This window comes from Achromobacter spanius (assembly GCF_039673305.1).
GTDB classification, from domain to species: Bacteria; Pseudomonadota; Gammaproteobacteria; order Burkholderiales; family Burkholderiaceae_B; genus Achromobacter; species Achromobacter spanius_F.
Map to the genome: position 1 here is coordinate 12,812 of NZ_JBDJLJ010000045.1, position 26,473 is coordinate 39,284.

Below are 26,473 nucleotides of genomic sequence, written 5' to 3' on the forward strand. Positions count from 1 at the left end.
CCCAGCCGCCCGCCATGATCGCCCGCCTGCGCCCCTTGCTCGTTGCCGCCAGCCTGATGCTGGTGGCGCATGCGCATGCGCAGCCGGACACGTTCCCGGCGGCTCGCGCCAGGGGCGAGCTGGTGGTGGGCGTGCCGTATCTGGCGCCGCCGCCCGCGGCCGGCGCGTGGGACCGCACGCCCGAAGGCCTGGACGCGGCCGTTTCCGAACAGCTGGGCGCCAGCCTCGGGCTGGCGGTGCGCCTGGTGCAACTGCCGGCCGATCAGGCTGCGGCCGCGCTGGCGGCAGGCCAGGTGGACCTGGTGCTCGCGGACCGCGCCGACGGGCAGCCGGAGACGGTGGCCGCGCAGCCCACGGGCTATGCGGCGCGCCCCAAGGCCGTGATCCGCAGCGACACGTCGTTGCGCAAGCCGGCGGACGTGCGCGGACGCACCGTCTGCATGGCCGAGGCCGCGATACAGGCGCGGGCCCTGGCGCAGCAGTGGGGCGCGGTGGTGCGCACGTATCGCGTGCCGTCCGATGCCCTGGTCGCGGTGCGCGAAGGCAGTTGCGACATCGGGCTGGTCGACGACGCGGTGTGGGAACCACTGGTGCGGTTTCCGGAATGGAAGAAGTTTTCCTCGACCTTGGCGGCCGACGGCGCGCGGCAAGCGCGCGTATGGCTGTTGTCGGCCGGCGACCAGGCGTCGCGCGACTGGCTGGGCCAGGAGATGCGGGCCTGGGACCGGGCCGGGGCCTGGAAGGCCATGACGACGAAGTGGGCGCGCGATGTGGCCTTCGACGTCTATCTCGACCAGGAAGTGCCCGACTGCCACGGCTAGCGCCCGCAGCGCGCCGCAATCGGTGCGGCGTCCGCGCGCGCACTTACAATGCCGGGCATGACGCACACGCTGACCGCTCCCTGTTCCTACCAGGAAGACATCAAGAAGAGCCGCTTCGCGGCCTACGCCGCGCCTGTCGCGACCGTCGACGACGCGATGCGCTTTTTCGCCGAGCGCGGCGACCCCGAGGCCACCCACAATTGCTGGGCCTATCGCATCGGCCAGGAATACCGCTTCAACGATGACGGCGAACCCGGCGGCACCGCCGGCCGGCCCATCCTGCAAGCCATCGAAGGGCAGGACATGGACCGCGTGGCCGTGCTGGTGGTGCGCTGGTACGGGGGAATCAAGCTGGGTGCGGGCGGACTGGTGCGCGCCTACGGCGGCTGCGCGGCCAATTGCCTGCGGCTGGCGGAACGCACCGAGATCGTGGACCTGGCGACCGTGCGCTGCAACTGCGGATTCGCCGAACTTGCGCTGCTGAAGTCGCGCCTGGCCCAGGCGGGCGCGGCGATCCAGCAGGAAGACTTCAACGAAGAGGGCGTGACGCTGTCCTTCACGGCGCCGCGCGCGGTGCTGGGCGACCTGGAGGTCACCGTCGCGAACATCACGCGCGGCCGGTCGGCCTGGGAAGTGCTGTCCTAGCGCCGCCGCAGGGCCGCGGCCACGCAAGCGGGCCAGTTGCCCCGGTGCAAAAGCAAGGGGCCCGATGTCGGGCCCCTTGTTGGTTCATGCGTCCTGGCTGTCTTGCGCCGCGGCGATTTCCTTGTGGACCTGTTCCATGTCCACTTCCTTGATCTTGGCAAGCAGCTCATTGAGCTGTCCGCCCGACAAGGCGCCCGGCTGCGAGAACAGCAGGACCTTTTCGCGGAAGACCATCAGGGTGGGGATCGAGCGGATGCCCAGCGCGCCGGCCAGTTCCTGCTCGACGTCGGTGTTCACCTTGGCGAACGTGACATCGGGATGCTCGGTGGCGGCGTGCTCGAACACGGGCGCAAAGCCCCGGCACGGGCCGCACCAGGGGGCCCAGAAGTCGACGATCAGGGTGCCGTCAGGCGTGATGGCGTCCTGGAAGCTGTCTTTGGTGAGTTCAACAATACTCATTTGGAATCCTTGCCGCGCGGGCGGCTAAAAAGCGGTGGCGGAGACCCCGGGGCCTGCCCCGGACATGTTGCGGCGACGCGTGATGGCCGATTGCCTGATAAGCAATAGTAGAGCCGGTCCAGCCTGCGTCGCAATGGTTGGCGCTTCGGTTGGCGCAGTCTGCGGCCCTCAGGCCGCGGTTTTGGTGGATACGCCGGCGCCGTTCTTCAGCGACGCGACGATCTCGAAAGAGCGCAGACGGTCCGCGATGTCATAGAAATCGGACACGATCATGACTTCGTCGGCCTGCGTTTCGGCGACCAGCGCTTCGAGTTCGCGCTTGACGGTGTCGGGGCCGCCCACGATCGAGGCACCCAGCCTTTGATTGACCGCCTCGCGCTCCCATTCGTTCCACACGCCGTCCATGCTTTCGACGGGCGGCTGCAGCTGCAGGCGATGGCCGCGCACCAGCGACAGGAATTTCAATTGCTGGGTGGTGGATTGGAACCGGGCCGCCTCATCGGATTCGGCGGCGATCACCGGCACGCCGATCATCGAATACGGACGCGACAGGGTTGCGGACGGTTTGAACAGATGGCGGTACAGGCGCATCGCCGCCATGCCCTCGGGCGAAAAATGGCCCGCGAATGAGAACGGCAGGCCAAGCTCGGCCGCCATGCGCGCGCTGAAATCGCTGGATCCCAGCAGCCAGATGGGGATGTCCAGGCCTTCGCCGGGAATGGCGCGCACGGGCTGTCCGGAGCGCGAGGGCGCCAGGAACGCGCGCAACTCTTCCACCAGGGCCGGGAACTCCAGGCCGCTGCGCGGGCTGCGGCGCAGCGCCTGCTGCGTGGCGCCGTCGCTGCCGGGCGCGCGGCCCAGGCCCAGGTCGATGCGACCGGGGTACAGGGTTTCGAGCGTGCCGAATTGTTCGGCGATGATCAGGGGTGCATGGTTGGGCAGCATCACGCCGCCTGAGCCCACGCGCAGGGTGCTTGTGTGGCCCGCGACGTGTCCGATCAGCACGGCCGTGGCGCTGCTGGCCACGCCGTTGATGTTGTGGTGCTCGGCCAGCCAGAAGCGGTTGTAGCCAAGCCGTTCGACGTGCTGCGCCAGCGCGACCGTGTTGCGGAAGGCGTCTGCGGCATCCCGCCCCTGCACAATCGGGGCCAGGTCGAGCACGGAAAAGGGAATGCTGGCCAGGGCGCTCATGCGCGCACCCCGGTGTTCGTGGCGGGACAGGGGGGCAACGCAGGGCTCAGACGGGAAAGGCGCAAGATGTACTCCATATGCTGATTTACATGGGGAGTGTATCGGCGAATTCAAGCCTGCAAGCCAGCAACCATGCGGTCGGACGGGTTGATTGATTTTCTCGATCCGCGCAATAGCGGGCGCGGCACGCAACGCCCACACCCGCGCGCGGCACCGTTATAGTGCGCGAAGCGGGACGTCCCGCAGGAGATACACATGGGCATCCGAGGCCAGAACAATCAGATCGACAACATCGAATTCAACGTGGCAGACATCGAACGCAGCAAGCGCTTCTACGGCGACGTATTCGGGTGGACATTCACGGATTACGGGCCGTCCTATTGCGAATTCACCGACGGCCGCCTGACGGGCGGCTTCACCACTGGCGAACCGGTGCGGCCGGGCGGCCCGCTCGTGATTCTGTATGGCGAGGACCTGCCCGCGATCCAGCGCCGCGTGACGGCGGCGGGCGGTCGGATCAGCCGCGACGTGTTTTCCTTTCCCGGCGGTAGCCGTTTCCAGTTCCTTGATCCGGACGGGTACGAACTCGCGGTGTGGACGGCGCAATGAGAAGTTGCCGCCCCCACGCTGCGCCTTCGGCTTGCTGCCCCCCAAGGGGGCGTTTTCATCTTGAGGCGGCTCGGCGATGAAAAAGCGCCCCCACGCTGCGCCGCCTTTAGGGCTTGCGGCCTACTCAGGGAAGAACGCGTAGCGGATGACGAACAGCACGGCGACCAGCCACGTGGCCGGATGCACGTCGCGGATCTTGCCGGTGGCGGTCTTGAGCACCACGTAGCTGATGAAGCCGAACGCGATGCCGTTGGCGATCGAGTACGTGAACGGCATGACCAGCGCCGTCAGCGCGGCGGGCGTGGCTTCGCAGACGTCGTTCCAGTCGATGTCGATCAGTTCGCGCATCATCAGGCCGGCCACATAGAGCAGGGCGGGCGCGGTGGCATAGGCGGGCACGGCCCCTGCCAGCGGCGAAATGAACAGCGCGGCCAGGAACAGCAGGCCCACGATGAGCGCGGTCATGCCGGTGCGGCCGCCGGCCTGCACGCCCGATGCGCTTTCGACATACGCGGTGGTGCTGCTGGTGCCCAGCATCGAGCCGGCCACGATGGCGGTGCTGTCGGCGAACAGGGCGCGTCCCAGGCGGTTGGGGCGGTCTTCCGGCACCAGGCCGGCGCGCTTGGCCACGCCCACCAGCGTGCCGGTGGCGTCGAAGACCTCGACCAGCACGAACACCAGGATCACGTGGACGAAACCGCTGTGCAGCGCGCCCAGGATGTCCAGCTTGAACAGCGTGGGCGACAGGCTGGGCGGGGCCGAGAAAATGCCCTTGAACTCGTTGTAGCCCAGCGCCATCGACAGCACGGTGACGACGATGATGCCGATCAGAATCGCCCCGCGCACGCGCAGCGCGTCCAGCGACGCGATGACGAAGAAGCCCAGGATGGCGAAGAGCGGGCCGTGGGCGGTGAGGTTGCCCAGCGTGACCTTGGTGGCCGGATGCGCGACCACGATGCCGGCGCTGGATAGCGCGATAATGGCAAGGAACAATCCGATGCCGGCCGCGATGGCGCTGCGCAGCGAATGCGGGATGCCCTTGACCAGCCAGACCCGGATGCCGGATATCGTCAGGAACAGGAAGATGATGCCCGAGATGAACACGGCGCCCAGCGCCTGCTCCCAGGTGTAGCCCATGGTCTTGACCACGGTGAAGGCAAAGAAGGCGTTCAGGCCCATGCCGGGCGCCATGCCGATCGGCCAGTTGGCGATGAACGCCATCACCAGGGAACCCAGCGCGGCGGCCAGGCAGGTGGCGACGAACACGGCGTCGCGGTCCATGCCCGTCGACGACAGGATGTCCGGATTCACGAAGATGATGTACGACATCGTCAGGAATGTCGTCAGGCCGGCCACGACTTCCGTTCTTGCGGTCGTGCCGTGTTCACGCAGCTTGAATAGCTTCTCCAGCATTCGAGTCCCCAGTGTTTTTTACAGGCTTGCGGATTGTGGCGGGAGGGGCCGGATAGTCCCTCCCAATTCAGAAACAGGCGTATTTTCGCATCAGTTGTAAACTCTGCCGCCATGATTATTCTCGGCTTTGAAAGCTCCTGCGACGAAACCGGTGTCGCAGCCGTCTGTACGGAACGCGGTCTGCTCGCGCATGCGCTGCACACCCAGATCGCCATGCACCAGGAATACGGGGGCGTGGTGCCCGAACTCGCCTCGCGCGACCACATCCGCCGCGTCGTGCCCCTGACCCGCCAGGTGCTCGAGGACGCCGGCCTGCAGATGTCCGATATCGGCGCGGTCGCCTATACGGCGGGCCCCGGGCTCGCCGGCGCCTTGCTGGTCGGCGCCAGCGTGGCGCAGTCGTTCGCCTGGTCGCGCGGCCTGCCGGCCATCGGCATCCACCACCTCGAAGGCCATCTGCTATCGCCGATGCTGGCCGACCCGCGGCCCGAATTTCCCTTTATCGCCCTCTTGGTGTCCGGCGGCCACACGCAGCTGATGCGCGTGGACGGCGTGGGCCGCTACGAATTGCTGGGCGAAACGCTCGACGACGCGGCGGGCGAGGCCTTCGACAAGTCCGCCAAGCTGATGGGCCTGGGTTACCCCGGCGGGCCTGCGCTGGCCAGGCTGGCCGGCAGCGGCGATGCCTCGCGCTTCGACCTGCCGCGCCCCATGCTCCACAGCGGAGACCTGGACTTCAGCTTCAGCGGCCTGAAGACGGCCGTGCTGACGCGGGTCAAGGCGGCCGAGCGGGATGGCGGCGGCCTGGACGAGCAGGCGCGCGCCGACCTGGCCGCGGCCACGCAGGCGGCCATCGTGGAAGTGCTGGCCGCAAAATCCATCCGCGCGCTGAAACAGACGGGATTGCGCCGCCTGGTGGTCGCGGGCGGGGTAGGGGCGAATCAGCTCCTGCGCGCCAAGCTGGATGCGGCGCTCAAGCCCCTGAAGGCCCGGGCCTATTTCCCGCCGCTGGAGCTGTGCACCGACAACGGCGCCATGATTGCTTTCGCGGCGTCGGAACGGGTCAAGGCGGGATTGGCGACGCTGGATGCCAGCGCCCACAGCTTCACGGTGAAACCGCGCTGGGACCTGGCCGATATCGCATGAAGCAAGGCGGGCGGCCAGGCCGCCTGCCGAACCCCAGGATTATTTCTTCTTGCTGCCGATGCGGCTTTCGGTGCCCTGGATGAGGCGGGCGATGTTGGCGCGGTGGCGGTAGAACAGCAGGATGCCGATGACCGCCAGCGCGATGCCCAGGGCCGGCTGCGCCTGCCAGGCCAGGCCGGATCCGAACACGTAGTAGACGGGGGCGAAGAACGCGGCCACCAGCGAGGCCAGCGAGGAATAACGGAAGAACACCGCGATGATGAGCCAGGTGGCCGCGGTGGCGACGGCCAGCCAGGGCTGGATCGCCACCAGCACGCCCAGCGCGGTCGCCACGCCCTTGCCCCCCTTGAAACCCAGGAAGATCGGGTACAGGTGGCCCACGAAGGCCGCCAGCGCCACCGCCGCCAGGGCGGCAGGGCTGATGCCGGGGGCCAGCTTTTCGGCCAGCCAGATCGCGAACCAACCCTTGGCCGCATCTCCCAGCAGCGTCAGCGCGGCGGCCGTCTTGTTGCCGGTGCGCAGCACATTGGTGGCGCCGGGATTCTTGGATCCGTAGCTGCGGGGGTCCTGCAGCCCCATGAGCTTGCTGACGACCACGGCGAAGGGCACGGAGCCGATCAGGTAGGCCAACAGGACGAGCGCAGCGGCAAACGCCAGGGAGGGTTCGGTTATCGCCATGGAAAGGGAATCCGTTGTTGTAGTAATGGCTGCGGATTCTACCGCGCCCGGGCGCGAACCGGGTTCGGGTTATCGAGCGTGGGGGACCGATCCAAAGGCGCCACCCCGGACAGACGGGAGCCGGCCGCGGACGGTACAATCCGCAACGCCCACCCGCGTTTTATTTTCTTTCGGATGCACAATGCGAATTCTGGTTTCGAACGACGATGGTTACTCGGCCCCCGGCCTTGAAGCGCTGGTTGCGGCGCTGGAAGGCCTGGGCGATCTCACCGTTGTCGCCCCCGAGACCAATCACAGCGGCGCCTCCAATTCCCTGACGCTGAACCGGCCGTTGTCCGTGCGCACGGCGTCCAACGGTTTCATCGCCGTCAACGGCACGCCGTCCGACTGCGTGCACGTTGCGCTCACCGGCCTGATGGACACGCGTCCCGACCTGGTCGTGTCCGGCATCAACAACGGCGCCAACATGGGCGACGACACCCTCTATTCGGGCACCGTCGCCGCCGCCAGCGAAGGCTACCTGTTCGGCATTCCCGCCATCGCGTTTTCGTTGGCGGAAAAGGGCTGGGAACACATCGAGTCCGCCGCCCGCGCGGCCCGCCTGGTCGTCGAGCGCCATCTGGCGCAGCCGCTGGCCGCTCCGGTGCTGCTCAATGTCAATATTCCCAGCCGCCGTTTCGAAGACATGCATGGATTCGCGGTCACGCGGCTGGGCAAGCGGCACCCGTCCCAGCCCGTCGTGCGCACCACCACGCCGTATGGCGACACGGTCTACTGGATCGGTCCGGTCGGCCTGGCGGCGGACGCCACGCCCGGCACGGATTTCCATGCGGTCGAGCAAGGCATCGTTTCCGTCACGCCGTTGCGCCTGGACCTGACCCAGCACAGCCAACTGGACGAGATCCGCACGTGGGCGGAGCCGCTATGCGCAAGCGCGTAAGCCAGCCGGACATTTCCCAAGGGGCGTCGGGCCGCAGCGGCCCCGTTCGCCACGATACGGGGCGCCTGGGCCCGGGCTACACCCCGGCCAACAGCAACACGCGCATTTCGGCGGCCACTCTCCAGAAGCAGGCGCAGGCGCCCCAGCCCGCGTCGGGCGGCAACCTGGGCCTGAACTCCGAACGCCTGCGCCAGGCCATGGTCCAGCGGCTGCGGGCGCAAGGCATCACGGACGAGCGCGTACTCAATGCCATGGCCACCGTGCCGCGCCATCTGTTCGTGGATGAAGCGCTTGCCAGCCGTGCCTACGAAGACGCCGCGCTGCCCATCGGACATTCGCAAACCATTTCACAGCCGTGGGTCGTGGCGCGTATGATCGCGGCTGCCTGCGAAGACCGCACGCCGACGCGCGTGCTCGAGGTCGGCGCGGGCTGCGGGTACCAGGCGGCGGTGCTGGCGCAATTCGTGCGCGATGTCCACACGATCGAACGCATACGCGGACTTTACGAGCTGGCGCGCGATCACCTGCGCGCCTTGCGCCTCACCACCAGGATCCGCTTGATCTATGGCGATGGCACCTTGGGGCTGCCCGGCGTGGCTCCGTTCGATGCTATTGTTGTGGCTGCCGCTGGCTTGGCCATCCCGCAAGCGCTGCTCACGCAGCTTGCGCCGGGTGGCCGCCTGATCGCTCCCGAAGGGGGCTCGAACCAGCGCCTTGTTCTGATCGAACGCACAGGCGCGGCCAGCTGGAAACGTACTGAACTAGAGGCCGTGCGCTTTGTGCCGCTACGGTCCGGAATACAATCTTGAGCAACAGGAGAAACGTATGCTCAACGGGCAGTTGCAACTGACCGATATGAATATGGGCGCGTCCATGACGCGCCTGCGCCGCCCGCTCTTCGCAGTGGGGGTCCTCAGCCTCGCCATCCTGGCCGGCTGCGCATCCAAAGGTACTCGTGCCCCCGTGGTCGACATGACCGGCGGGCAACCCGCGTCGTCCGCGCCGTCCGGCAGCTATGTGGTCAAGCCGGGCGACACGCTCTACAAGATCGCCCGCGCCAACAACGCCGATATCGAAAACATCAAGCGCTGGAACAACATCAGCGATCCCAACCAGATCTCGGTCGGGCAGGTGCTGAAGATGTCCGGCGGTTCGGGCGGCGGCGCGCAGACCGCGCCGGTTGCCAGCGTCAAGCCGCAGCCGCGTCCGCTCGATCAACCCGAACCCCCCGCAGCGGGCACGCCCGCGCCCGACGCCACGCCCACGCCGCCTCCGGCGCCGGTGGACACCAAGCCGGCCACGCGCGCGGCCGACGCCGGCGTCATCAACTGGGCCTGGCCGGCAAGCGGCCAGATCGTGCAGGGATTCAATTCCAGCAGCAAGGGCATCGACATCGCCGGCGCGCTGGGCGATCCCATCACCGCAGCGGCCGACGGCCTGGTCAAGTACAGCGGCAACGGCGTGCGCGGCCTGGGCAACCTGATCATCGTCGAACACCAGAACGGCTTCATCACCGCGTATGCGCACAACCGCGCCTTGCTCGTGAAGACGGGCCAGAACGTCAAGCGCGGCGCCAAGATCGCCGAACTCGGCCAAAGCGACACCACGTCGCCGCGCCTGCACTTCGAGATCCGCCGCCAGGGCACGCCCGTTGACCCGATGCAGTACCTGCCGCCCAAATGACGCCCACTCTGGTATTCGACCTCGAAACCATTCCCGACGCCGACGGGCTGCGCAAGCTCAACGGCTGGGGCGCCGACGTGCCGGACCACGAAGTGGTCGAGCGCGCGCTTGCGGCGCGGCGCGAAGCCGTGGGCCACGACTTCCTGCCGCTGCACCTGCACAAGGTGGCGGTGGTGGGCTGCGTGTTCCGCGACGACCAGGGCTTTCGCGTCAAGACGCTGGGCCAGCCCGATGACCCCGAAGCCGCCTTGCTGGCCGGCTTCTTCAAGACCATCGAACGCTACACGCCCAAGCTCGTCAGCTGGAACGGATCGGGCTTCGACCTGCCGGTGCTGCATTACCGCAGCCTGATCCAGGGCGTGCCCGCGCCGCGCTACTGGGACATGGGCGAGGAAGACCGCGACTTCAAGTTCAACAACTACATCTCGCGCTATCACACGCGCCACGTTGATCTGATGGACGTGCTGGCCAAGTACAACGGCCGGGCCAACGCGCCGCTCGATGAACTGGCCAAGCTGTGCGGCTTTCCGGGCAAGCTCGGCATGGACGGCAGCAAGGTCTGGGAAGCCTGGAGCACGGGCCGCGCCGACGAGGTGCGCGCGTACTGCGAGACCGACGTGGTCAACACGTGGCTGGTCTACTGCCGCTTCCGTTTCCTGCGCGGCGAACTGGACCGTACGTCCTACGAAGCCGAAGTGGCGCTGGTGCGCGACACGCTCAGCGCCAGCGACGCGCCGCACTGGAAGGAATACATGGCGGCCTGGGACGCCGGCTGACCTCCACGGCGGCCGGGCCGGCGGCGCTCCGTTTCCACGGAAAGCCCGCCACTGAGCGGAGCCTGCACGGCTCCGTTCTTGCGTCTGCGGGACAAGCAATCGACTGAAACATGGCCGTCACGCACGAAACCTGGATGAAACCAGCGGAGTCGCACAATGGCCTCGCTTTCTTCACTTTCAGGAGACCTTCATGTCCCGATTCGCTATCCGCACCAACTTGGCCGCCCTTGCAATTGTCGCCGCGACGAGCGGCTTCGCGGCCAGCGCCGTCATGGCTGCGCCTCCTCCCCCCGCCGAAGGCGGCCCCGCCGCCATGCACGAAGGCCACCGCGGCGGCGGTTTCCACAAAGGCATGCGCGATGGCCTGTTCATCCCCGGCCTGGGCCCCGTGTCCAAGGCCCAGGTCGCCGAACTGAAGCTCGACGCCAAGCAGGAAGCCCTGTTCAAGACGGCCCAGGACGGCCAGCGCAGCCTGCACGAAGCGATGCGCGCTTCCGGCGGCAAGCGCCATGATCTGCTGAAGGCGCAACTGGACAGCGGCAAGCTGGACCCGCGCGCACTGATCGAGCAATCCGAAAAATCCCGCGATCAGTTCGGCGCGCAGGCCAAGCAGGTGCGCGACCAGTGGCTGGCGGTCTGGGACAGCCTGAATGACACCCAGCGTGGCCAGGTGACCAAGATCGTCAAGGAACGCGAAGCCAGGATGGCCGAGCGTCACGCCAAGATGGAAGGCCGCCAGGGCAAGGGCAGGGCCGGCATGCCGCCGCCTCCGCCCGCCGCCGGCGACGTGCCCCCGCCGCCCCCGCCCAAGGCCAACTAAGCCGGTAATCCCAGCCCGCCATCGGGGCGGATCCTTCCGCCCCGCCAGACCCCGGACGCCACCGCGTGCCGGGGTTTTTTGTTGGTACGGGTCCTTGCCCGAGGCAGGTCGTGGCCCCGCATTCCCCGTTTTGACGCATCGGTTGCCCCTGCGCCCCAAAGCGGGGCACCAGCATGGTGCGCAGCCGTCATGCCGCCGGGCGGATCGGGCTTCGCGGTGATGCGCCAAACCTGGCACGGACATTGCTTCAAAGGATTTGAGCCGGTAGTAATCAAGCAGCAAGGCCGGCCAGCCGGATGCGCCGCGCGCCGTCCGCCTCCTCGTAAATCCGATCAGGACTCCGCACCATGAAGAAGACGTTGCTAGCCTTGCCTGTCGCACTTGCCGCTTGTTTCGCAGGGTCTGCGCAGGCCGAACCCACCGACCTGGGGGGTGGTTTTTCGCTTAGCGGAAACGCGACCATTGTCAGCGACTACCGTTTTCGGGGCTATTCCCAGACCGATTTCCGTCCGGCAGCGCAACTGGGCTTTGACCTGACGCACAGTTCGGGCTTCTACCTGGGCAACTGGAACTCCAATGTCTCCAGCTTCGTGTTCACCGACGGCAACCTGGAAATGGACTTCTACGGCGGCTGGAAGGGCGACGTCGGCGGCGGATTCACGCTGGATGCGGGCGTGCTGCATTACTACTACCCGGGTTCCAGTTCCCCCAAGGGCGGCAACTACAACAACACGGACCTTTACCTCGGCGCCTCCTACGGCAACTACAGCCTCAAGTATTCGTACACGCCCAGCGACTTCTTCAGCACCCCCGACAGCAAGGGCACCTGGTACCTGGACGGCACGGCTACCTTCGACCTCGGCGACGGCTGGGGGCTGCTGGGCCACCTGGGCTACCAGAAGCTCAAGAACCAGACCAACATGGACGGCGATTCCATCGGCCATTACGTCGACTACAAGGTCGGCGTGACCAAGGACCTGAAGGGCTGGATCCTGGGCCTGGCCGCCGTGGGCGCCACCAAGGACAACTGGCTGCCCACCAAATACGGCCATCCGTCTGGCCGCATCGGCGCCGTCTTCTCGGTGGCGCGTTCATTCTGATATCCGTGGCGGCGCCCTGAACAGCGCCGGCCTTTGGGGTTTGCGGGCGGTCGCTACCAGGCGGCCGCCGGCAAGCCCCTTTTTTTGATGCCCGCTTCCGCAAGTCCTCATTGGCGTCTCGCAAGGGTTCCGGCCCCGTGAAACTCGATTTCCGGGTTTGCGCACAGTCCTTTTACAATATTGGGTTGCGTGCAATTCTGGACTGCGTGAGATGTCTGACGTTTTAAGTATCGAATCCCTGGACCTGGAAGCCAGGGGGATCGCCCGCCGCGACGGGAAAGTCATTTTCGTGGAAGGCGCATTGCCGGGCGAACGGGTCACCGCGATCACGTTGCGCCGCAAGCCTTCGTATGAAACCGCCCGCGTCGACGAGGTGCTGCGGCCCTCGTCGCAACGCGTCGCGCCGCGCTGCCCGCACTTTGGCGTCTGTGGCGGCTGTGCGATGCAGCACCTGGAGCCCACCACTCAGGTGGCCATCAAGCAGCGTGCCTTGGAAGACACCTTCTGGCACGTGGGCAAGCTGCGCCCGGCGCGCATCCTCGCGCCCATGCAGGGACCGACCTGGGGCTACCGCTATCGCGCGCGCCTGTCGGTGCGCGTGGTGCCGAAGAAGGGCGGGGTGCTGGTCGGATTCCACGAACGCAAGAGCAGCTATGTGGCCGACATGCGCGAATGCCACGTGCTGCCGCCCCACGTCAGCGACCTGCTGGTTCCGCTGCGCGAAATGATCGGCTCCATGTCGGCGCCCGATCGCATGCCCCAGATCGAAGTATCCCTGGGCGACGGGGTGACGGCGCTGGTGCTGCGCCACCTGCTGCCCCTGACCGACGGCGACATCGCCATCCTGCGCGCCTTCGCGGCGCGCCACAATGTGCAGTGGTGGCTGCAGTCCAAGGGCCCGGAAACCGTGCACGCGCTGGAGCGCGAGCACAACGACACGCTGGCGTACACGATGCCGGAATTCGGTCTGCGCATGCCTTACCGCCCCACCGACTTCACGCAGGTCAACCACGCCATCAACCGCGCGATGGTGTCGCGGGCGCTGCAGTTGCTGGAAGTGCAGCCGACCGACCGCGTGGCGGACCTGTTCTGCGGGCTGGGCAACTTCACCTTGCCCCTGGCCACGCAAGGGCGCGAGGCCGTGGGCGTCGAGGGCAGCAAGGCGCTGACCGACCGGGCCTTTGATGCGGCGTCCCGCCACGGGCTGGGCGAGCGCACCAGCTTCGCCACGCTCAACCTGTTCGAGGTCGATGCGACCTGGCTGCGCAGCCTTGGCTACTTCGACCGCATGCTGATCGACCCGCCGCGCGAGGGCGCGCATGCCGTGTCGCAGGCGCTGTCGGAACTGACGCACGAAGAACGTCCGCGCCGCATCGTCTACGTGTCCTGTAATCCGGCCACGCTGGCGCGCGATGCCGCGATCCTCGTCCACGAAGGCGGCTATGTGCTCAAGAGCGCGGGCGTGATCAACATGTTCCCGCATACGGGCCACGTGGAATCGATCGCCGTGTTCGAATCGCTGGATGCCGCGGGCGTGCTGGAAGTGAAGGAACGCGCCCGCCAGCGGGCCATCCAGGCTGCCGCGGATGCCGTGGCGGCGGAAGAGGCGAAGCTCGCCGCGGCGGCCGAAAAGGCGGCGGCCAAGCAGGCGGCCACCGAGGCCTACGAGGCGCGCGTCGCCGCCGAGGCCCAGGCGGGGCAATAAGGCGCGGGGGCGGGGCGCGCCTGTCGTGCAAAAGGCGCGGCCCGGCTCTACGTCAGTGAGAGCAGCCCAGGTTTTCCAGGATGGGGCAGTCGGGCCTGTCGTCGCCGTGGCAATTCTGGGCCAGATGCTTGAGCGTGGCCGCCATCTCGCGCAGCGCCTCGGCCTTGCGCTCCAGTTCCTGCACGTGCTCCAGCGCAATGCGCTTGACGTCCGCGCTGGCGCGGCTGCGGTCCTTCCATAGCGTCAGCAGCTCGTTCATCTGCTCCACGGAAAAGCCCAGGTCCCGCGCGCGCCGCACGAAGCGCAGGGTGTGCAGGTCATGCTCGCTGTAGACGCGATAGCCCGAATCCGTGCGCACCGCCGGCCCGATGAGGCCGATGCTCTCGTAGTAGCGGATCATCTTGGCGGAGATGCCCGAGCTTTTCGCGGCTTGTCCAATATTCATTTGCAGACTCCTGGATGTCCGATGCCGGACTAGGCGTGCGCCGCGCGCGGGCGGAAGGCCTTCAGGCGCAGCGCGTTGCCCAGCACGAAGACGCTGGACAGGGCCATGGCGCCGGCGGCAAAGATCGGCGACAGCGACAGGCCGAAGGCCGGATACAGTGCGCCCGCGGCCAGCGGGATCAGCGCCGCGTTGTAGGCAAACGCCCAGAACAGGTTCTGGCGGATATTGGCCAGCGTGGCGCGGCTGAGCGCGATGGCGTTGGGCACGCCGTGCAGGTCGTCGGCCATCAGGACGACGGAAGCGGCTTCGATCGCCACGTCCGTGCCGGTGCCGATGGCGATGCCGGTATCCGCCGCGGCCAATGCGGGCGCGTCGTTGATGCCGTCGCCCACGAAGGCCACCTTGCGCCCGCCTTCGCGCAGCGACGCGATCGCCTGCACCTTGCCGTCCGGCAGCACCTCGGCGCGGACTTCATCGATGCCCAGCTGGCGCGCGACGGCTTGCGCCGTGTAGCGGTTGTCGCCCGTGATCATGGCCGTCTTGAGGCCTTGCGCATGCAGCGCCGCGATCGCGGACGCGGCGGAAGGCTTGACCGGGTCCGTCACCGCCATCATGGCGGCCGCCTGGCCGTCGATGGCGACATAGATGGGCGTCTTGCCTTCGTTGCCCCAGTCGGCGGCGCGTTCGCCGAACGCGCTGACGTCCACGCCGCGTTCGGCCATCAGGCGCGCGGCGCCGGCCAGCACGTTCCTGCCGTCCACCGCGGCTTCGACGCCGGCGCCCGTGATCGCGGCGAAACCCTGGGCCGCGAGCAGCGGCAGCTTGCGTTCCTCGGCCGCGGCCACGATGGCCAGTGCGATCGGGTGTTCGGAGCGCGCCTGCACCGAGGCCACCCACTGCAGCACCTGCTGCGCGTCATGGTCGGCGGCCGGTTCCAGTTCGGTCAGCGTGGGCTTGCCCAGCGTCAGCGTGCCGGTCTTGTCGAAGGCCACGACGTTGACGTCGCGCAGCGTCTGCAGGGCGTCGCCCTGGCGGAACAGCACGCCCATCTCGGCGGCGCGACCGGTGCCCACCATGATGGACGTGGGCGTGGCCAGGCCCATTGCGCACGGGCAGGCGATGATCAGCACGGCGACCGCGTTGACCAGCGCATGCGACAGCGCAGGCGACGGGCCGAAAAAGAACCAGGCCAGGAAGGTGAGCAGGGCGGCCGCCATGACGGCGGGGACGAACCACGCCGTCACCTGGTCCACCAGCGCCTGGATGGGCAGGCGCGCGCCCTGGGCGGCTTCGACCATGCGGATGATCCTGGCCAGCATCGTGTCGGCGCCGGTGTGCGTGACGCGCAGCGTGAAGCTGCCCGAGGTATTGAGCGTGCCGCCGGTCGCCTGCATGCCGGGCTGCTTTTCGACCGGCACGGGTTCGCCCGTGAGCATGGATTCATCGACGTAGGAACTGCCTTCGATGATCTCGCCGTCCAGCGGGATTTTCTCTCCGGGGCGCACCACCACGATGTCGCCGGTGCGCACGCGCTCAATCTCGATGTCCTGGGCCTGGCCGTCGCGCATGACGCGCGCGGTGCGGGGCTGCAGGCCGATCAGGCGCTTGATCGCGGCGCCCGTCTTGCCCTTGGCGCGCGCTTCGAGCATGCGGCCCAGCAGGATCAGCGTGACGATCACGGCGGCCGCCTCGAAGTAGACGTTTCGCGCGGCTTCCGGCAGCCAGCCGGGAGCGAAGGTCGCCACGACGGAATAGGCCCAGGCCGCGCCGGCGCCCAACGCCACCAGGGAGTTCATTTCGGGCGCGCGGCGCCACAGCGCGGCCAGGCCCTTGGTAAAGAACTGCCGGCCGGGCCAGGCCAGCACGGCGGTGGTCAGGACGAACTGCAGCAGCCAGCTGTTCTGCTGGCCGATCGTATCCAGCACCCAGTGGTGCATGGCGGGTATCAGGTGCGAACCCATTTCCAGGGCGAAGACGGGCAGCGTCAGCACCAGCGCGGCGATGAATGCGCCCTGCAGACGCTGGGCCTCGGCGTCGCGCGCCTGCGATTGCCGTTCGGCATGGTCGTCCTGCGCGGCGATCGGGCGGGCCTCGTAGCCCATCTTGCCCACGGCGGCGACCAGCGCCTGGGGCTGCGCGGCAGTGGGGTCGAACGACACCAGGGCGCGCTCCGTCGCAAGGTTTACTTGCGCCTGCGCAACGCCGGGGACATTGGTCAAGGCTTTTTCCACGCGCTTGACGCATGATGCGCAGGTCATGCCTTCGATGGCGAGTTCCAACTCGGAAAATGAGGAGGGGGCGGCAACGCTCATGATGGTCTCTGTCTGGATGGGAGCACCCAGTTTCATCCTTCCCATTGTGGGAAGGTCAAGCCCCATTCTACGCTTGACCCTGACACCATGGGAAGGTTTAACCTGCCTTCAATGGGGGAACAAACCGATCCCGCCAGCCTTCAACCAGGAGAAATCTAATGAGCATCGAGTTCCAAGTGCCTGATATGACTTGCGGCCATTGCGTCAAAACCATCACCGGCGCGGTGAATCAGGCCGCTCCGGGCGCCACTGTGGCCGTGGACCTGCCGGCCCATCGCGTCACGGTGACCGGCACGGACCAGGCGGACAAGATCGAGGCCGCGATCCGCGACGCCGGCTACGAGCCGTCGCGCGTCTGAGGCCCATGGAGGGCTGGGCTATGATAGGTCCAGCCTTCCTTAGGCAATTATTTAATTGCCATTGACTATCAATCAATTAAATTAATTAAATTGGATTAGTTGATAGTTGAGATTTATGATTCTTTCCATGGTGGTTAACCAAACCCCGCTACCCCAAGGAGAGATTCGAATGCTGCAAAACCGCGAAGGCCAACGTGTTCCGAACGTTACGTTCCCCGTTCGTGAGGACAACACGTGGAAGAAGGTCACGACCGACGACCTGTTCAAGAACAAGACTGTCGTGGTCTTCTCGCTTCCCGGCGCTTTCACGCCGACCTGCTCGTCGACCCACCTGCCGCGCTACAACGAACTGGCCCCCGCGTTCTTCGACGCCGGCGTGGACAGCATCGTCTGCGTGTCGGTCAACGACACCTTCGTCATGAACGAATGGGCCAAGGACCAGGAATCGGCCAACATCACGCTGCTGCCCGACGGCAACGGCGCCTTCACCGAAGGCATGGGCATGCTGGTCGACAAGAGCGACCTGGGCTTCGGCAAGCGCAGCTGGCGCTATTCCATGCTCGTGAAGGACGGCGTGGTCCAGAAGATGTTCATCGAACCGGAAAAGGAAGGCGACCCGTTTGAAGTGTCGGACGCCGACACCATGCTGGCCCACTTCGCCCCGACGGCCAAGAAGCCCGACCAGGTGGTCGTGTTCTCCAAGCCGGGCTGCCCGTTCTGCGTGGAAGCCAAGGCGCTGCTGGACAGCAAGGGCTACGCCCCGATCGAGATCCCGCTGGAAAACAAGGTCCGCGGCCGCGTGATCGGCGCGGTGTCCGGCAAGGGCACGGCTCCCCAGGTGTTCATCAATGGCGCCCTGATCGGCGGCCTGGAAGACCTGAAGGCGCACTTCGCCTGAGTTGTCGCGCTGCCGGCCGGGTACCCTCTACCCGTCCGGCAGGCCTGACCGGCGCGGCTGAAAAGCCGCGTTGGCCGGACCGTCCTGAGTTTCCCTTCTTATGCACCCTCGTGGCGATGCCGCGCGCTCCGGCGCGGGACGGCGTTCGTCCGGAGGATGCGCAACAAGGCTGAACTCGCCTTTGAATTCCTGCTGACACGCAACACCGGGGGACACCCACTCATGAAAACACTGCACACCGACATCGCCGTGATCGGCGCCGGCACCGCCGGCCTGGCCGCGTACCGGGCCGCGAAGGCCGCGGGCATGCGCGCGCTGCTCATCGAGGGCGGCCCCTATGGCACCACCTGCGCACGGGTGGGCTGCATGCCGTCCAAGCTGCTGATTGCCGCTGCCGAGGCGGCGCATGCGGCCGCGCACACCGAAGCATTCGGGGTGCACGTGGGCGGCGAGATTTCGGTCGATGGCGCCGAAGTCATGGACCGCGTCAAGCGCGAACGGGACCGTTTCGTGGGCTTCGTGCTCGAGGGGGTGGAAAACATCCCGTCGCAGGACAAGCTGCGCGGCTACGCCCGGTTCGTGTCCGACACGGTGTTGCGCGTGGACGAGCACACCGAGATCCAGGCGTCGCGCGTGGTGATCGCCACCGGCTCGCGTCCGTCCGTGCCGCCGCCTTTCCTGGCGCTGGGCGACCGCCTCGTCGTGAACGATGATGTCTTCGCGTGGGACGACCTGCCGAACCGCGTGGCCGTGTTCGGGCCCGGCGTGATCGGTCTGGAGCTGGGCCAGGCGCTGGCGCGCCTGGGCGTGGAAGTTCGCGTCTTCGGCGTGAGCGGCAGCCTGGGCGGCATCAGCGATCCGCAGGTGCGCCAGACGGCCCGCAAGATCTTCCAGCGCGAGTTCTATCTGGATCCGGACGCCCGCGTGCTGGAAACGACGCGCGTCGGCGACGAAGTGGAAGTGCGGTACATCGCGCTCGACAACAGCGAGCGCACCGAGCGCTTCGACTACGCGCTGGTCGCGACCGGCCGCCGTCCCAATATCGACGGGCTGGGCCTGGAGAACACGTCGTTGCAACTGAACGCCCAGGGCGTGCCGCTGTTCGACCGGCACACGATGCAGGCAGGCAATTCGCCCATCTTCATCGCTGGCGACGCCAACGCCGATGCGCCGCTGCTGCACGAAGCCGCCGACGAAGGCCGCATCGCCGGCGAGAACGCCGCGCGCTTTCCTGAAGTGCGCAAGGGGCTGCGGCGCGCGCCACTGGGCGTGGTGTTCTCGGATCCGCAGATCGCGCTGGCGGGAGAAAGCCATGCCCGCCTGGTGCCCGGCACCTTCGTCACGGGGGCGGTGGACTTCAGCGACCAGGGGCGCTCGCGCGTCATGCTGAAGAATCGCGGCATGCTGCACGTCTATGCAGACATCGAGACGGGCCGTTTCCTGGGCGCCGAGATGGTCGGCCCCAGCGCCGAGCACATCGGCCATCTGCTGGCCTGGGCCGTGCAGCAGGAACTGACGGTGGCGCGCATGCTGGAAATGCCGTTCTACCATCCCGTGATCGAGGAAGGCCTGCGCACCGCCTTGCGCGACGCGGCGTCCAAGCTGGCGCTGGCGCAGGAAGCGCTGCGCCAGTCGGCCGCCGAGACGGTCTGATCCCGCGAATGTGCAAGGGCCGCGCAACAGCGCGGCCCTTGTCGTTCTGGTGCGGGTCGCGCCGCGGCTCAGTCGTCGGAGTGCTTCTTGGCGACGGGGAAGGGGTTCTCGCGGAACTGCAGCGTGTATCCCGCCCGCTCGTCCTGCGCGAGTTCACGCGCCAGGTAAGGCATGGCCTGCTTGAGCGCGTCGTGCAGCGTCCACGGCGGGTTGATGAGGAACATGCCGCTGCCGTGCAGGCCGTAGCCGTCGATCGTGGCCTTCTTGACGGTCAGCGTGGCGTGCAGCCAGCTCTTGACCTTCAGGTTCTCGAAGTGGCGAGCCATTTCGCTGGCCTCGCGGCGCTGCACCAGCGGATACCAGATCGCGTAGGTGCCCGTGGCGAAGCGCTTGACGCATTCCTTGACGGTCTGCAGCGTGCGGCGGTAGTCGTGCTTGTCTTCGTATGAGGGGTCGATCAGCACCATGCCGCGGCGCGTGGGCGGCGGCAGCAATGCCTTGACGCCCTCGAAGCCGTCGTCGCCGTAGATCGTGGTCTGGCGCTGCGCCGCGCGCCCCTGGTGTTCCAGGTTGCCGACCAGGGTGTCGATCTCGGTGGGGTGCATTTCGAACAGGCGCAGGCGATCCGACGGGCGCATCGCGTCCAGCGCCAGCCACGGCGACCCGGGGTAGCGCTTCAGGCGGCCGTTGGTGTTGTAGTCGCGGATGCGCGCCACATAGTCGGCCAGGATCGGGGGCAGGTCCTTGGCCTCCCACAGGCGGCCGATGCCGTCGGCGAACTCGGAGGTCTTGGCCGCCCAGTCGCTGTCCAGGCTGTAGAGGCCGGCGCCCGCGTGGGTGTCGACGACCCAGTAGGGGGCGTCCTTCTTGTTGAAGTAATCCAGGGTGTGAACGAGGATGGCGTGCTTGAGCACGTCGGCATGGTTGCCGGCGTGAAAGGCGTGGCGGTAGCTGAACACGGGACGTCCTGCCTCAGGCGGCGGGCCGGATGGCGGCCAGCTCGTCGGTGAAAATGCCGTCGATGCCCCAGTCCAGCAGCAGGCGGGCGCGCTCGGGGTCGTTGACGGTCCAGGCCGCGATCCGGTAGCCGGCGGCGTGCACGGCGTGGATCAGTTCGCGGGTAGCGTCCTTCTGGTTGATATTCAGGGCCACGCAGTCGTACTTGGCCATCCGTTCGCGCCAGTCGGCGGGCACTTTTTCCACCAGCAGGGCGCGCGGCAGTTCGGGCGCGGCTTCACGCGCGGCCTGCAGGGCTTCCTCGGCGAACGAGGACAGCAGCGGGGCCGTGTCCGCGCCTTGCCACAGTTGGCGGGCAGCCAGCGCGACGGCGCGGCCGGTTTCGGCTTCGCGCCCGGGGCAGGGCTTGATCTCGACGTTGCTGGCGATGCCGTTGGCGACCGTGTAGCGGGCGACCGCGGCGAAAGTGGGCAGGGGTTCGCCGGCGTAGGCGGCCGAATGCCACCCGCCGAAATCCAGCTGGGCAAGTTCGGCGTAGGTCTTGGCCGCGGCCGGGCCCTGGCCGTTGGAGGTGCGGTCGACGTCGTCGTCGTGCATCAGCACCAGCACGTTGTCGCTGCTGAGCTTCACGTCGTATTCGAACATCGTGAAGCCATGCGCGGCGCCCACGCGCATCGCGGCCAGGGTGTTCTCCGGCGCCAGTCGGCCGCCGCCGCGGTGCGCGATGTAACGGGAATAGGGCCAGGAGGGGAGGTTTGCGGTCATTTCGGTGCTGCTTTCGGGTTCTTTTGGGACAGGTTGCAAGGATACCCTGTTCTCAGGGGGCGCCTCCTGTCCCGGCCGACGCCTATTTCAGCGGCGCCTTGTCCTGCGAGACGTCCATGATCATTCTTGTGGCCAGGTACAGGCGCGGGACGATGCTGTTGATCTGGATGTATTCCGCGTCGTTGGAGTGGGCGCCGAAGCCGCTCAGCCCCATGCCTTCGATGACGGGGCCACGGGCTTTCAGCGCGGCGAACGCGGCATCGGTGCCGCCTCCGCTGGCGCGGTCCACCACCTTCATGGGCAGGTCGAGTTCCTTGTAGATCTGGACGCCGTGCTGGGCCAGCGCGCGCGAGGCGGCCGTCGCCTCCAGCGGCGGGCGGCGCACTTCGAATTTGACGCTCACCTTGGACTCGGGCAGCAGCTTCTTCTGGACGCGCTCTTCCAGGGTGCGGGCCAGGGCGTCGAAATCGGACACGCGCAGCGCGCGGGCGTCGCCCTGGGCGGTGGCCAGTCCCGGGATGACGTTGCGGTTGGTGCCGGCCTGCGCGACGGTCCAGTTCAGCTTCAGGCCGTCTTCGGGCTTGGACAGCTTGTCCAGATTCAGCAGTTGATGAGACAGCTCGTACAGTGCATTGACGCCGCCCTCGGGACGCGCGCCGGCATGCGAGGTCTTGCCCTGCACGGTCAGGTAGGCCGCGCCGATGCCACTGGTCGCCAGGGTCAGGCGCGGTTCCATGCCGCCGCCCTCGAACGAGAACACGGCGTCCTGGTCCGCGCCCAGGCGCGTGATGGTGCTGCGGGCGCCGGGCGAACTGATCTCCTCGTCGCCGTTGATCAGCACTGTCAGGGTGCCGTAGTCGGCAAAGCCCAGGCCTTTCAGCATGGCCAGGGTGTGGATGATGGCGGCCACGCCGTGCTTGTCGTCGGCGATGCCCAGGCCGTAGGCCTTGTCGCCGTCCACGCGGAAGGGCTGGTCCTTGAGCATGCCGTTGCGGTAGACGGTGTCCATGTGGGCGATCAGCATGATCTTCTTGCTGCCGCTGCCCTTGAATTCCGCGTGGACCATGGGGCCGACCTTTTCGGGGGTGTCGTCCAGCCGGAACACGTCGGTGGGCGCGATGATCTCCACCGTTCCGCCCAGCGCCTTGAGGCGGTCGCGGATCAGCTCGGCGATGCGCTCCACGCCTTCGACGTCCTTGCTGCCCGATTCGATGTTGACCAGGTCGCGCATGGTGTCGAGCATGGCCTGCTGCTGCCCCTTGGCCGCCTCGTGCACGGCGGCCACGGGGGCGGCGAGCGCGGTATGCGCGCTCCCCAGGAAAGCCAGGGCAAGGCAGGTTCTCAGGATAGGCAGGCGGGAAGGCGTGAGCGGCATCTGTAGGGACCTTTATGCGTGCGAGGAAGGACAAACCGGCCTGGGGCCGGTCCGTGGGGCGCCGCGGACTGCGGGCTTACCCTGAGAGCCACGATACGGGGGGACGGGTGGGGCGGAAATGGTGATTTCCCGGGTTGACGGCGTGGGGCATCCGTGCGGCCGGCAGTCCCGCGCGGCGGCCCATGGCTCCTTTGGTCACGCGCCAGCGCCTTCATGAATGAGAAATGGTAAAATCCGCGAGCTGATCCGGTGACAAAGCAACAAAAACCGGTATGGGAATAGGGCGAATCGAGTTCGCCTTTTTTTATGCGTTTTCGTGCGGCCCCGGGCGTCACCCCCCGGAGCGCGGCAACAGGGATTCCATGTTCGAATTTATTCGCAGCCATCGGCGCTGGATGCAGTTCATCCTGCTGCTTCTGATTGTGCCGTCCTTCTTCCTGGTCGGGATTCAAGGCTATGACAGCTTCATGCGTCAGGAGCCCGAGCTTGCCACGGTTGCTGGCAAGCCGATTTCACGCGCCGAGTTTGACCAGGCGCACCGCAATCAGCTGGAGCAGTTCCGCCAGCGCCTGGGCGCACAGTTCGACCCGGCCGTCATCGACACGCCCGCGCTGCGCGAAGGCCTGCTGAACCAGCTGATCAACCAGCGCCTGCTGGCCAATGTCGCCGCGGACAATCGGTTCTCCGTGTCGGATGAAACGCTGCGCAACACCATCGCCGCCATCCCGGAAGTCCAGGACAACGGCCGCTTCTCGCCCGAGCGCTATCGCCAGGTGCTGGCCGCGCAGGGCATGTCCCCGACCTCGTTCGAAGCCGGCCTGCGCCGCGACCTGGCCGTTGCCCGCGTGCTCGAGCCCGTCGGCCAGTCGGCCCGCGCGCCGGCCGAAGTCGTGTCGGCGCTGGAATCGGCCCTGACCCAGACCCGCACGGTCCAGCTGCGCCACTTTGCCGCCGCCGACTACCGTTCGCAGGTCAACGTCGCGCCGGCCGACATCCAGGCCTGGTACGACGCCAACAAGGCGCAACTGCAGGTACCGGAACAGGTTCAGGTCCAGTACGTCGTGCTGGACGAGGCCGCCGCCACGCAGGGCGTGCAGGTCAAGGACGAAGACCTGGCTTCGTACTACGAACAGAACAAGAACCGCTTCGGCACGCCCGAACGCCGCCGCGTCAGCCATATCCTGATCGAACTGGCCCCCGGCGCGTCGGAAGACGCCCGCAAGGCCGCGCGCGCCAAAGCCGAGGACCTGGCCAAGCAAGCCGCCGCGGACCCCTCCAAATTCGCTGAACTGGCCGCCAAGAACTCCCAGGACGCCGGCTCGGCCGCCAAGGGCGGCGATCTGGACTGGCAGGCGCCGGGCTCGCAGCCCGCCGCGCTGGACAAGGCCATCTTCAGCCTGGGCCAGGGCCAGGTGTCGGGCGTGATCGAAAGCCCGTTCGGCCTGCACATCCTCAAGGTCACCGAAATCCACCCCGCGGCCATCAAGCCGCTGGCCGAGGTCAAGGACCAGATCACCGCCGAAGTCCGCAAGCAGATTGCTGCCCAGCGTTTCTCGGAAATGGCTACCCAGCTGAACAAGCAAGTCTATGACCAGCGCGACAGCCTGCAGCCTGCCGCCGACGCCGTCGGCCTGAAGCTGCGCACCGCCTCCGGCGTGACGCGCGAGGGCCTGCTGCCCGCGGCCAACGTCGGCCCGGGCTCGGCCGCCGACAGCCCCGACGCCGCACTGCTGGACAACCCGCGCGTGCGCCAGGTGCTGTTCTCGCCCGACGTGCTGCGTGAGAAGCAGAATTCCGGCGTGATCGAACTGGCTCCCGATACGATGCTGGCCGTGCGCGTGGCCGCCGTCGAGCCGGCGCATGTGCCGCCGCTGGACAAGGTCAGCGATTTCATCCGCGGCAAGCTGCTGGATGAGCGTTCGGCCGAAGCCGCGAAGAAGGCCGGCGAAGCCGCGCTGGCGGCCGACAAGGCCAATCCCGCCGCCGCGCCCGAAGGTTTCTCGCCCGCCATCGTCGTGTCGCGCCAGGATCCCAAGGACCTGCCGCGTCCGGTGCTGGATGCCGTGATGCGCCTGCCGGCGGGCCAGCTGCCGGCCTACGCCGGTGTGCAGGCCGGCGCGGATTACACGCTGGTGCGCCTGGAAAAGGTCGAGGCCGGCAAGTCCGAGGCCGCCGACAAGGAACGCCTGGCGCAGCAGTTGTCGGGCGCATGGGGCCAGGCCGAAAACGAAGCCATGATCCGCATGCTGCGTGAAGAGTACAAGGTCAACGTGCTGCCTGCGGCCGCCGACGTCATCCGCGGCGACCAGCAGGCCGCTGGCTGACCCGCCCGCGTCAGGGGCCTGTCAGCGCTTCAGGTAGCGCGCAGGCCCTAGTTCAACAGCGGCCGCAGCGTCGGCCACACGTTGTCCAGCAATTGAGGCTGGGCATCCTCGTTCGGATGGATGCCGTCGGCCTGGAACATCGCCCGGTTCGTTGCAATGCCTTCCATCAGGAAGGGCACGAGCCGGGCGTTTTCGTCTTTGGCGACCTTGGGAAACACATCGGCGAAACGCTGGGCGTAGTCCCGGCCGTAATTGGGCGGAATCTGCATGCCGACGATGAGCACATCCGCGTCGGCCTTGCGGGCAGCCTGGGCCATGGTGCGCAGGTTCTGTTCGGTCATGTTCAGCGGCAGCCCGCGCAGCGCGTCATTGGCGCCCAATTCCAGCACCACCACCGCCGGCGCGTGCTGGCGCAGCAGGGCGGGCAGGCGCGCGACTCCGCCGCTGGTCGTGTCGCCGCTGATGCTGGCGTTGACCACCTGGAACTTCGGGTATTGTTCGGAGATTCTTGCGGACAGCAGGGGCACCCAGCCCGTCCCGCGCTTGATGCCGTATTCGGCGGACAGGCTGTCGCCAACCACCAGCACGGTGCGCGGCGCGGAACCCTGGGCCGCCGCGGCGGTCTGAGCGTGGGCGGGCGCCACCATGGCGGTCGCCAGGGCGGACACGAGAAGCAGACGGGAAAATAGGCGCATGGATAGCAATAATTCGATCGTGGTGAAAGGGCTGGGCAAGCGGGTGGCCGATGCCGGCGGGACGCTGTCTATCCTGGAAGGCATCGATTTTACGGTTGCGGCGGGCAGCGCGGTGGCCATCACGGGCAGTTCGGGCTCGGGCAAGTCCACTTTGCTGGGACTGCTGGCCGGGCTGGATGTTCCCAGCATGGGTAGCGTACACCTGGCTGGCCACGACCTGTTCGCGCTGGACGAGGACGGCCGTGCGCGCCTGCGGGCCAACCACGTGGGCTTCGTGTTCCAGTCGTTTCAGCTGTTGCCCAATCTCACGGCGCTCGAAAACGTGATGCTGCCGCTGGAATTGGCGGGGCAGGCCGCCCGCGACGCCGCGCAGGCCATGCTTGAACGGGTGGGGCTGGGTGCGCGCCTGCATCACTATCCGCGTACGCTGTCGGGCGGAGAGCAGCAGCGCGTATCGCTGGCGCGGGCTTTCGTGGTGCAGCCGGACCTGCTGTTCGCCGACGAACCCACCGGCAGCCTGGATGCCGCCACGGGCGTGACGGTCATCGACCTGATGTTCGATCTGCACCGCGAACACGGCACCACCCTGGTGCTGGTGACCCACGATCCGCAACTGGCCGCCCGTTGCGGACGCCAGCTGGTGCTGGCCGGCGGCCGGATGGTCCAGGGCGGCTGAGGCAGGCCCGGGACCCCGCGGCGCGCTT

General features: G+C 67.3%; 26 protein-coding genes. 16 read left to right on the top strand and 10 right to left on the bottom strand.

The window, feature by feature from the left end; genetic code table 11:
• Positions 1–14: 14 nt before the first annotated feature.
• Together ABE485_RS24175 and ABE485_RS24180 are read left to right on the top strand one after the other, a co-directional pair.
• Positions 15–821 carry a transporter substrate-binding domain-containing protein gene (locus ABE485_RS24175; RefSeq protein ID WP_346517781.1) on the top strand — a complete coding sequence of 269 codons (807 nt, stop codon included), beginning with the start codon at positions 15–17 and terminating at the stop codon, positions 819–821.
• Positions 822–878: 57 nt separating this feature from the next.
• On the top strand, positions 879–1,466 hold the full coding sequence (locus ABE485_RS24180; RefSeq protein WP_346517782.1) for an IMPACT family protein: 588 nt from the start codon (positions 879–881) through the stop codon (positions 1,464–1,466).
• Positions 1,467–1,550: 84 nt separating this feature from the next.
• On the opposite strand, the gene ABE485_RS24185 is transcribed toward ABE485_RS24180, so the two are convergent.
• Positions 1,551–1,925 carry a thioredoxin family protein gene (locus ABE485_RS24185; RefSeq protein ID WP_346517783.1) on the bottom strand — a complete coding sequence of 125 codons (375 nt, stop codon included), beginning with the start codon at positions 1,923–1,925 and terminating at the stop codon, positions 1,551–1,553.
• 168 nt (positions 1,926–2,093) lie between these two features.
• Positions 2,094–3,116 (bottom strand): LLM class flavin-dependent oxidoreductase, encoded by a 1,023-nt coding sequence (locus ABE485_RS24190; protein ID WP_346517784.1) that lies wholly within the window; start codon positions 3,114–3,116, stop codon positions 2,094–2,096.
• Between the two features lie 255 nt (positions 3,117–3,371).
• Here ABE485_RS24190 and ABE485_RS24195 point away from each other — a divergent pair, with 255 nt between their 5' ends.
• Positions 3,372–3,725, top strand: coding sequence for a VOC family protein (locus tag ABE485_RS24195; protein ID WP_346517785.1), 354 nt, complete (start codon positions 3,372–3,374; stop codon positions 3,723–3,725).
• A gap of 120 nt (positions 3,726–3,845) precedes the next feature.
• On the opposite strand, the gene ABE485_RS24200 is transcribed toward ABE485_RS24195, so the two are convergent.
• The gene (locus ABE485_RS24200; RefSeq protein WP_346517786.1) at positions 3,846–5,138 is read right to left on the bottom strand and encodes an NCS2 family permease; all 1,293 of its coding nucleotides are present in this window, start codon (positions 5,136–5,138) and stop codon (positions 3,846–3,848) included.
• Between the two features lie 111 nt (positions 5,139–5,249).
• On the opposite strand from ABE485_RS24200, the gene tsaD reads away from it, so the two are divergent.
• Positions 5,250–6,284: a tRNA (adenosine(37)-N6)-threonylcarbamoyltransferase complex transferase subunit TsaD gene (tsaD, locus tag ABE485_RS24205; RefSeq protein ID WP_346517787.1), complete on the top strand. Its 1,035-nt coding sequence runs from the start codon at positions 5,250–5,252 to the stop codon at positions 6,282–6,284.
• Positions 6,285–6,323: 39 nt separating this feature from the next.
• Here the strand turns inward: tsaD and plsY are convergent, their stop codons facing one another.
• A complete protein-coding gene (gene plsY, locus ABE485_RS24210; RefSeq protein WP_346517788.1) occupies positions 6,324–6,962 on the bottom strand; it encodes a glycerol-3-phosphate 1-O-acyltransferase PlsY in 639 nt (212 codons plus the stop codon).
• A 181-nt stretch (positions 6,963–7,143) separates the two neighbouring features.
• On the opposite strand from plsY, the gene surE reads away from it, so the two are divergent.
• The 7 genes from surE (at position 7,144) to rlmD (ending at position 13,986) form a co-directional block, all read left to right on the top strand.
• Positions 7,144–7,902, top strand: a complete 759-nt coding sequence (surE, locus tag ABE485_RS24215; protein ID WP_346517789.1) for a 5'/3'-nucleotidase SurE — start codon at positions 7,144–7,146, stop codon at positions 7,900–7,902.
• Positions 7,887–8,711 carry a protein-L-isoaspartate(D-aspartate) O-methyltransferase gene (locus ABE485_RS24220; RefSeq protein ID WP_346517790.1) on the top strand — a complete coding sequence of 275 codons (825 nt, stop codon included), beginning with the start codon at positions 7,887–7,889 and terminating at the stop codon, positions 8,709–8,711. The genes surE and ABE485_RS24220 overlap by 16 nt, the downstream gene beginning before the upstream one ends.
• Positions 8,712–8,727: 16 nt before the next feature.
• Positions 8,728–9,585 (top strand): peptidoglycan DD-metalloendopeptidase family protein, encoded by an 858-nt coding sequence (locus ABE485_RS24225; protein ID WP_346517791.1) that lies wholly within the window; start codon positions 8,728–8,730, stop codon positions 9,583–9,585.
• Complete coding sequence (locus ABE485_RS24230) at positions 9,582–10,361, top strand: 3'-5' exonuclease (RefSeq protein WP_346517792.1); 780 nt, start codon at positions 9,582–9,584, stop codon at positions 10,359–10,361. The genes ABE485_RS24225 and ABE485_RS24230 overlap by 4 nt, the downstream gene beginning before the upstream one ends.
• 190 nt (positions 10,362–10,551) lie before the next feature.
• The gene (locus ABE485_RS24235; RefSeq protein WP_346517793.1) at positions 10,552–11,181 is read left to right on the top strand and encodes a hypothetical protein; all 630 of its coding nucleotides are present in this window, start codon (positions 10,552–10,554) and stop codon (positions 11,179–11,181) included.
• 347 nt (positions 11,182–11,528) lie between these two features.
• Positions 11,529–12,281, top strand: a complete 753-nt coding sequence (locus ABE485_RS24240) for a TorF family putative porin (RefSeq protein ID WP_346517794.1) — start codon at positions 11,529–11,531, stop codon at positions 12,279–12,281.
• A gap of 211 nt (positions 12,282–12,492) precedes the next feature.
• Positions 12,493–13,986 (top strand): 23S rRNA (uracil(1939)-C(5))-methyltransferase RlmD, encoded by a 1,494-nt coding sequence (gene rlmD, locus ABE485_RS24245; RefSeq protein ID WP_346517795.1) that lies wholly within the window; start codon positions 12,493–12,495, stop codon positions 13,984–13,986.
• A gap of 52 nt (positions 13,987–14,038) precedes the next feature.
• Here the strand turns inward: rlmD and cueR are convergent, their stop codons facing one another.
• Positions 14,039–14,431, bottom strand: a complete 393-nt coding sequence (gene cueR, locus ABE485_RS24250; protein WP_346517796.1) for a Cu(I)-responsive transcriptional regulator — start codon at positions 14,429–14,431, stop codon at positions 14,039–14,041.
• 29 nt (positions 14,432–14,460) lie between these two features.
• Positions 14,461–16,743 (bottom strand): heavy metal translocating P-type ATPase, encoded by a 2,283-nt coding sequence (locus tag ABE485_RS24255; protein WP_346517797.1) that lies wholly within the window; start codon positions 16,741–16,743, stop codon positions 14,461–14,463.
• 158 nt (positions 16,744–16,901) lie between these two features.
• Between ABE485_RS24255 and ABE485_RS24260 the strand changes: the two genes are divergently transcribed.
• The 3 genes from ABE485_RS24260 (at position 16,902) to ABE485_RS24270 (ending at position 19,653) form a co-directional block, all read left to right on the top strand.
• Entirely contained in the window at positions 16,902–17,102 is a 201-nt protein-coding gene (locus tag ABE485_RS24260) for a heavy-metal-associated domain-containing protein (RefSeq protein ID WP_346517798.1), read from the top strand.
• Positions 17,103–17,271: 169 nt separating this feature from the next.
• On the top strand, positions 17,272–18,000 hold the full coding sequence (locus tag ABE485_RS24265) for a glutathione peroxidase (protein WP_346517799.1): 729 nt from the start codon (positions 17,272–17,274) through the stop codon (positions 17,998–18,000).
• A 222-nt stretch (positions 18,001–18,222) separates the two neighbouring features.
• Positions 18,223–19,653: a dihydrolipoyl dehydrogenase gene (locus tag ABE485_RS24270; protein WP_346517800.1), complete on the top strand. Its 1,431-nt coding sequence runs from the start codon at positions 18,223–18,225 to the stop codon at positions 19,651–19,653.
• 68 nt (positions 19,654–19,721) lie between these two features.
• On the opposite strand, the gene ABE485_RS24275 is transcribed toward ABE485_RS24270, so the two are convergent.
• The 3 genes from ABE485_RS24275 to ABE485_RS24285 all read right to left on the bottom strand — a co-directional run bounded on the left by ABE485_RS24275 (position 19,722) and on the right by ABE485_RS24285 (position 22,750).
• On the bottom strand, positions 19,722–20,612 hold the full coding sequence (locus ABE485_RS24275; protein ID WP_346517801.1) for a 23S rRNA (adenine(2030)-N(6))-methyltransferase RlmJ: 891 nt from the start codon (positions 20,610–20,612) through the stop codon (positions 19,722–19,724).
• A 13-nt stretch (positions 20,613–20,625) separates the two neighbouring features.
• Positions 20,626–21,375: a glycerophosphodiester phosphodiesterase gene (ugpQ, locus tag ABE485_RS24280; RefSeq protein ID WP_346517802.1), complete on the bottom strand. Its 750-nt coding sequence runs from the start codon at positions 21,373–21,375 to the stop codon at positions 20,626–20,628.
• 82 nt (positions 21,376–21,457) lie between these two features.
• Entirely contained in the window at positions 21,458–22,750 is a 1,293-nt protein-coding gene (locus ABE485_RS24285) for a M20/M25/M40 family metallo-hydrolase (RefSeq protein ID WP_346517803.1), read from the bottom strand.
• Positions 22,751–23,112: 362 nt separating this feature from the next.
• Here ABE485_RS24285 and ABE485_RS24290 point away from each other — a divergent pair, with 362 nt between their 5' ends.
• Positions 23,113–25,074, top strand: coding sequence for a SurA N-terminal domain-containing protein (locus tag ABE485_RS24290; RefSeq protein WP_346517804.1), 1,962 nt, complete (start codon positions 23,113–23,115; stop codon positions 25,072–25,074).
• A gap of 47 nt (positions 25,075–25,121) precedes the next feature.
• On the opposite strand, the gene ABE485_RS24295 is transcribed toward ABE485_RS24290, so the two are convergent.
• The gene (locus ABE485_RS24295) at positions 25,122–25,769 is read right to left on the bottom strand and encodes an arylesterase (protein ID WP_346517805.1); all 648 of its coding nucleotides are present in this window, start codon (positions 25,767–25,769) and stop codon (positions 25,122–25,124) included.
• On the opposite strand from ABE485_RS24295, the gene ABE485_RS24300 reads away from it, so the two are divergent.
• The gene (locus ABE485_RS24300; RefSeq protein ID WP_346517806.1) at positions 25,768–26,445 is read left to right on the top strand and encodes an ABC transporter ATP-binding protein; all 678 of its coding nucleotides are present in this window, start codon (positions 25,768–25,770) and stop codon (positions 26,443–26,445) included. The genes ABE485_RS24295 and ABE485_RS24300 overlap by 2 nt on opposite strands.
• Positions 26,446–26,473: the final 28 nt, after the last annotated feature.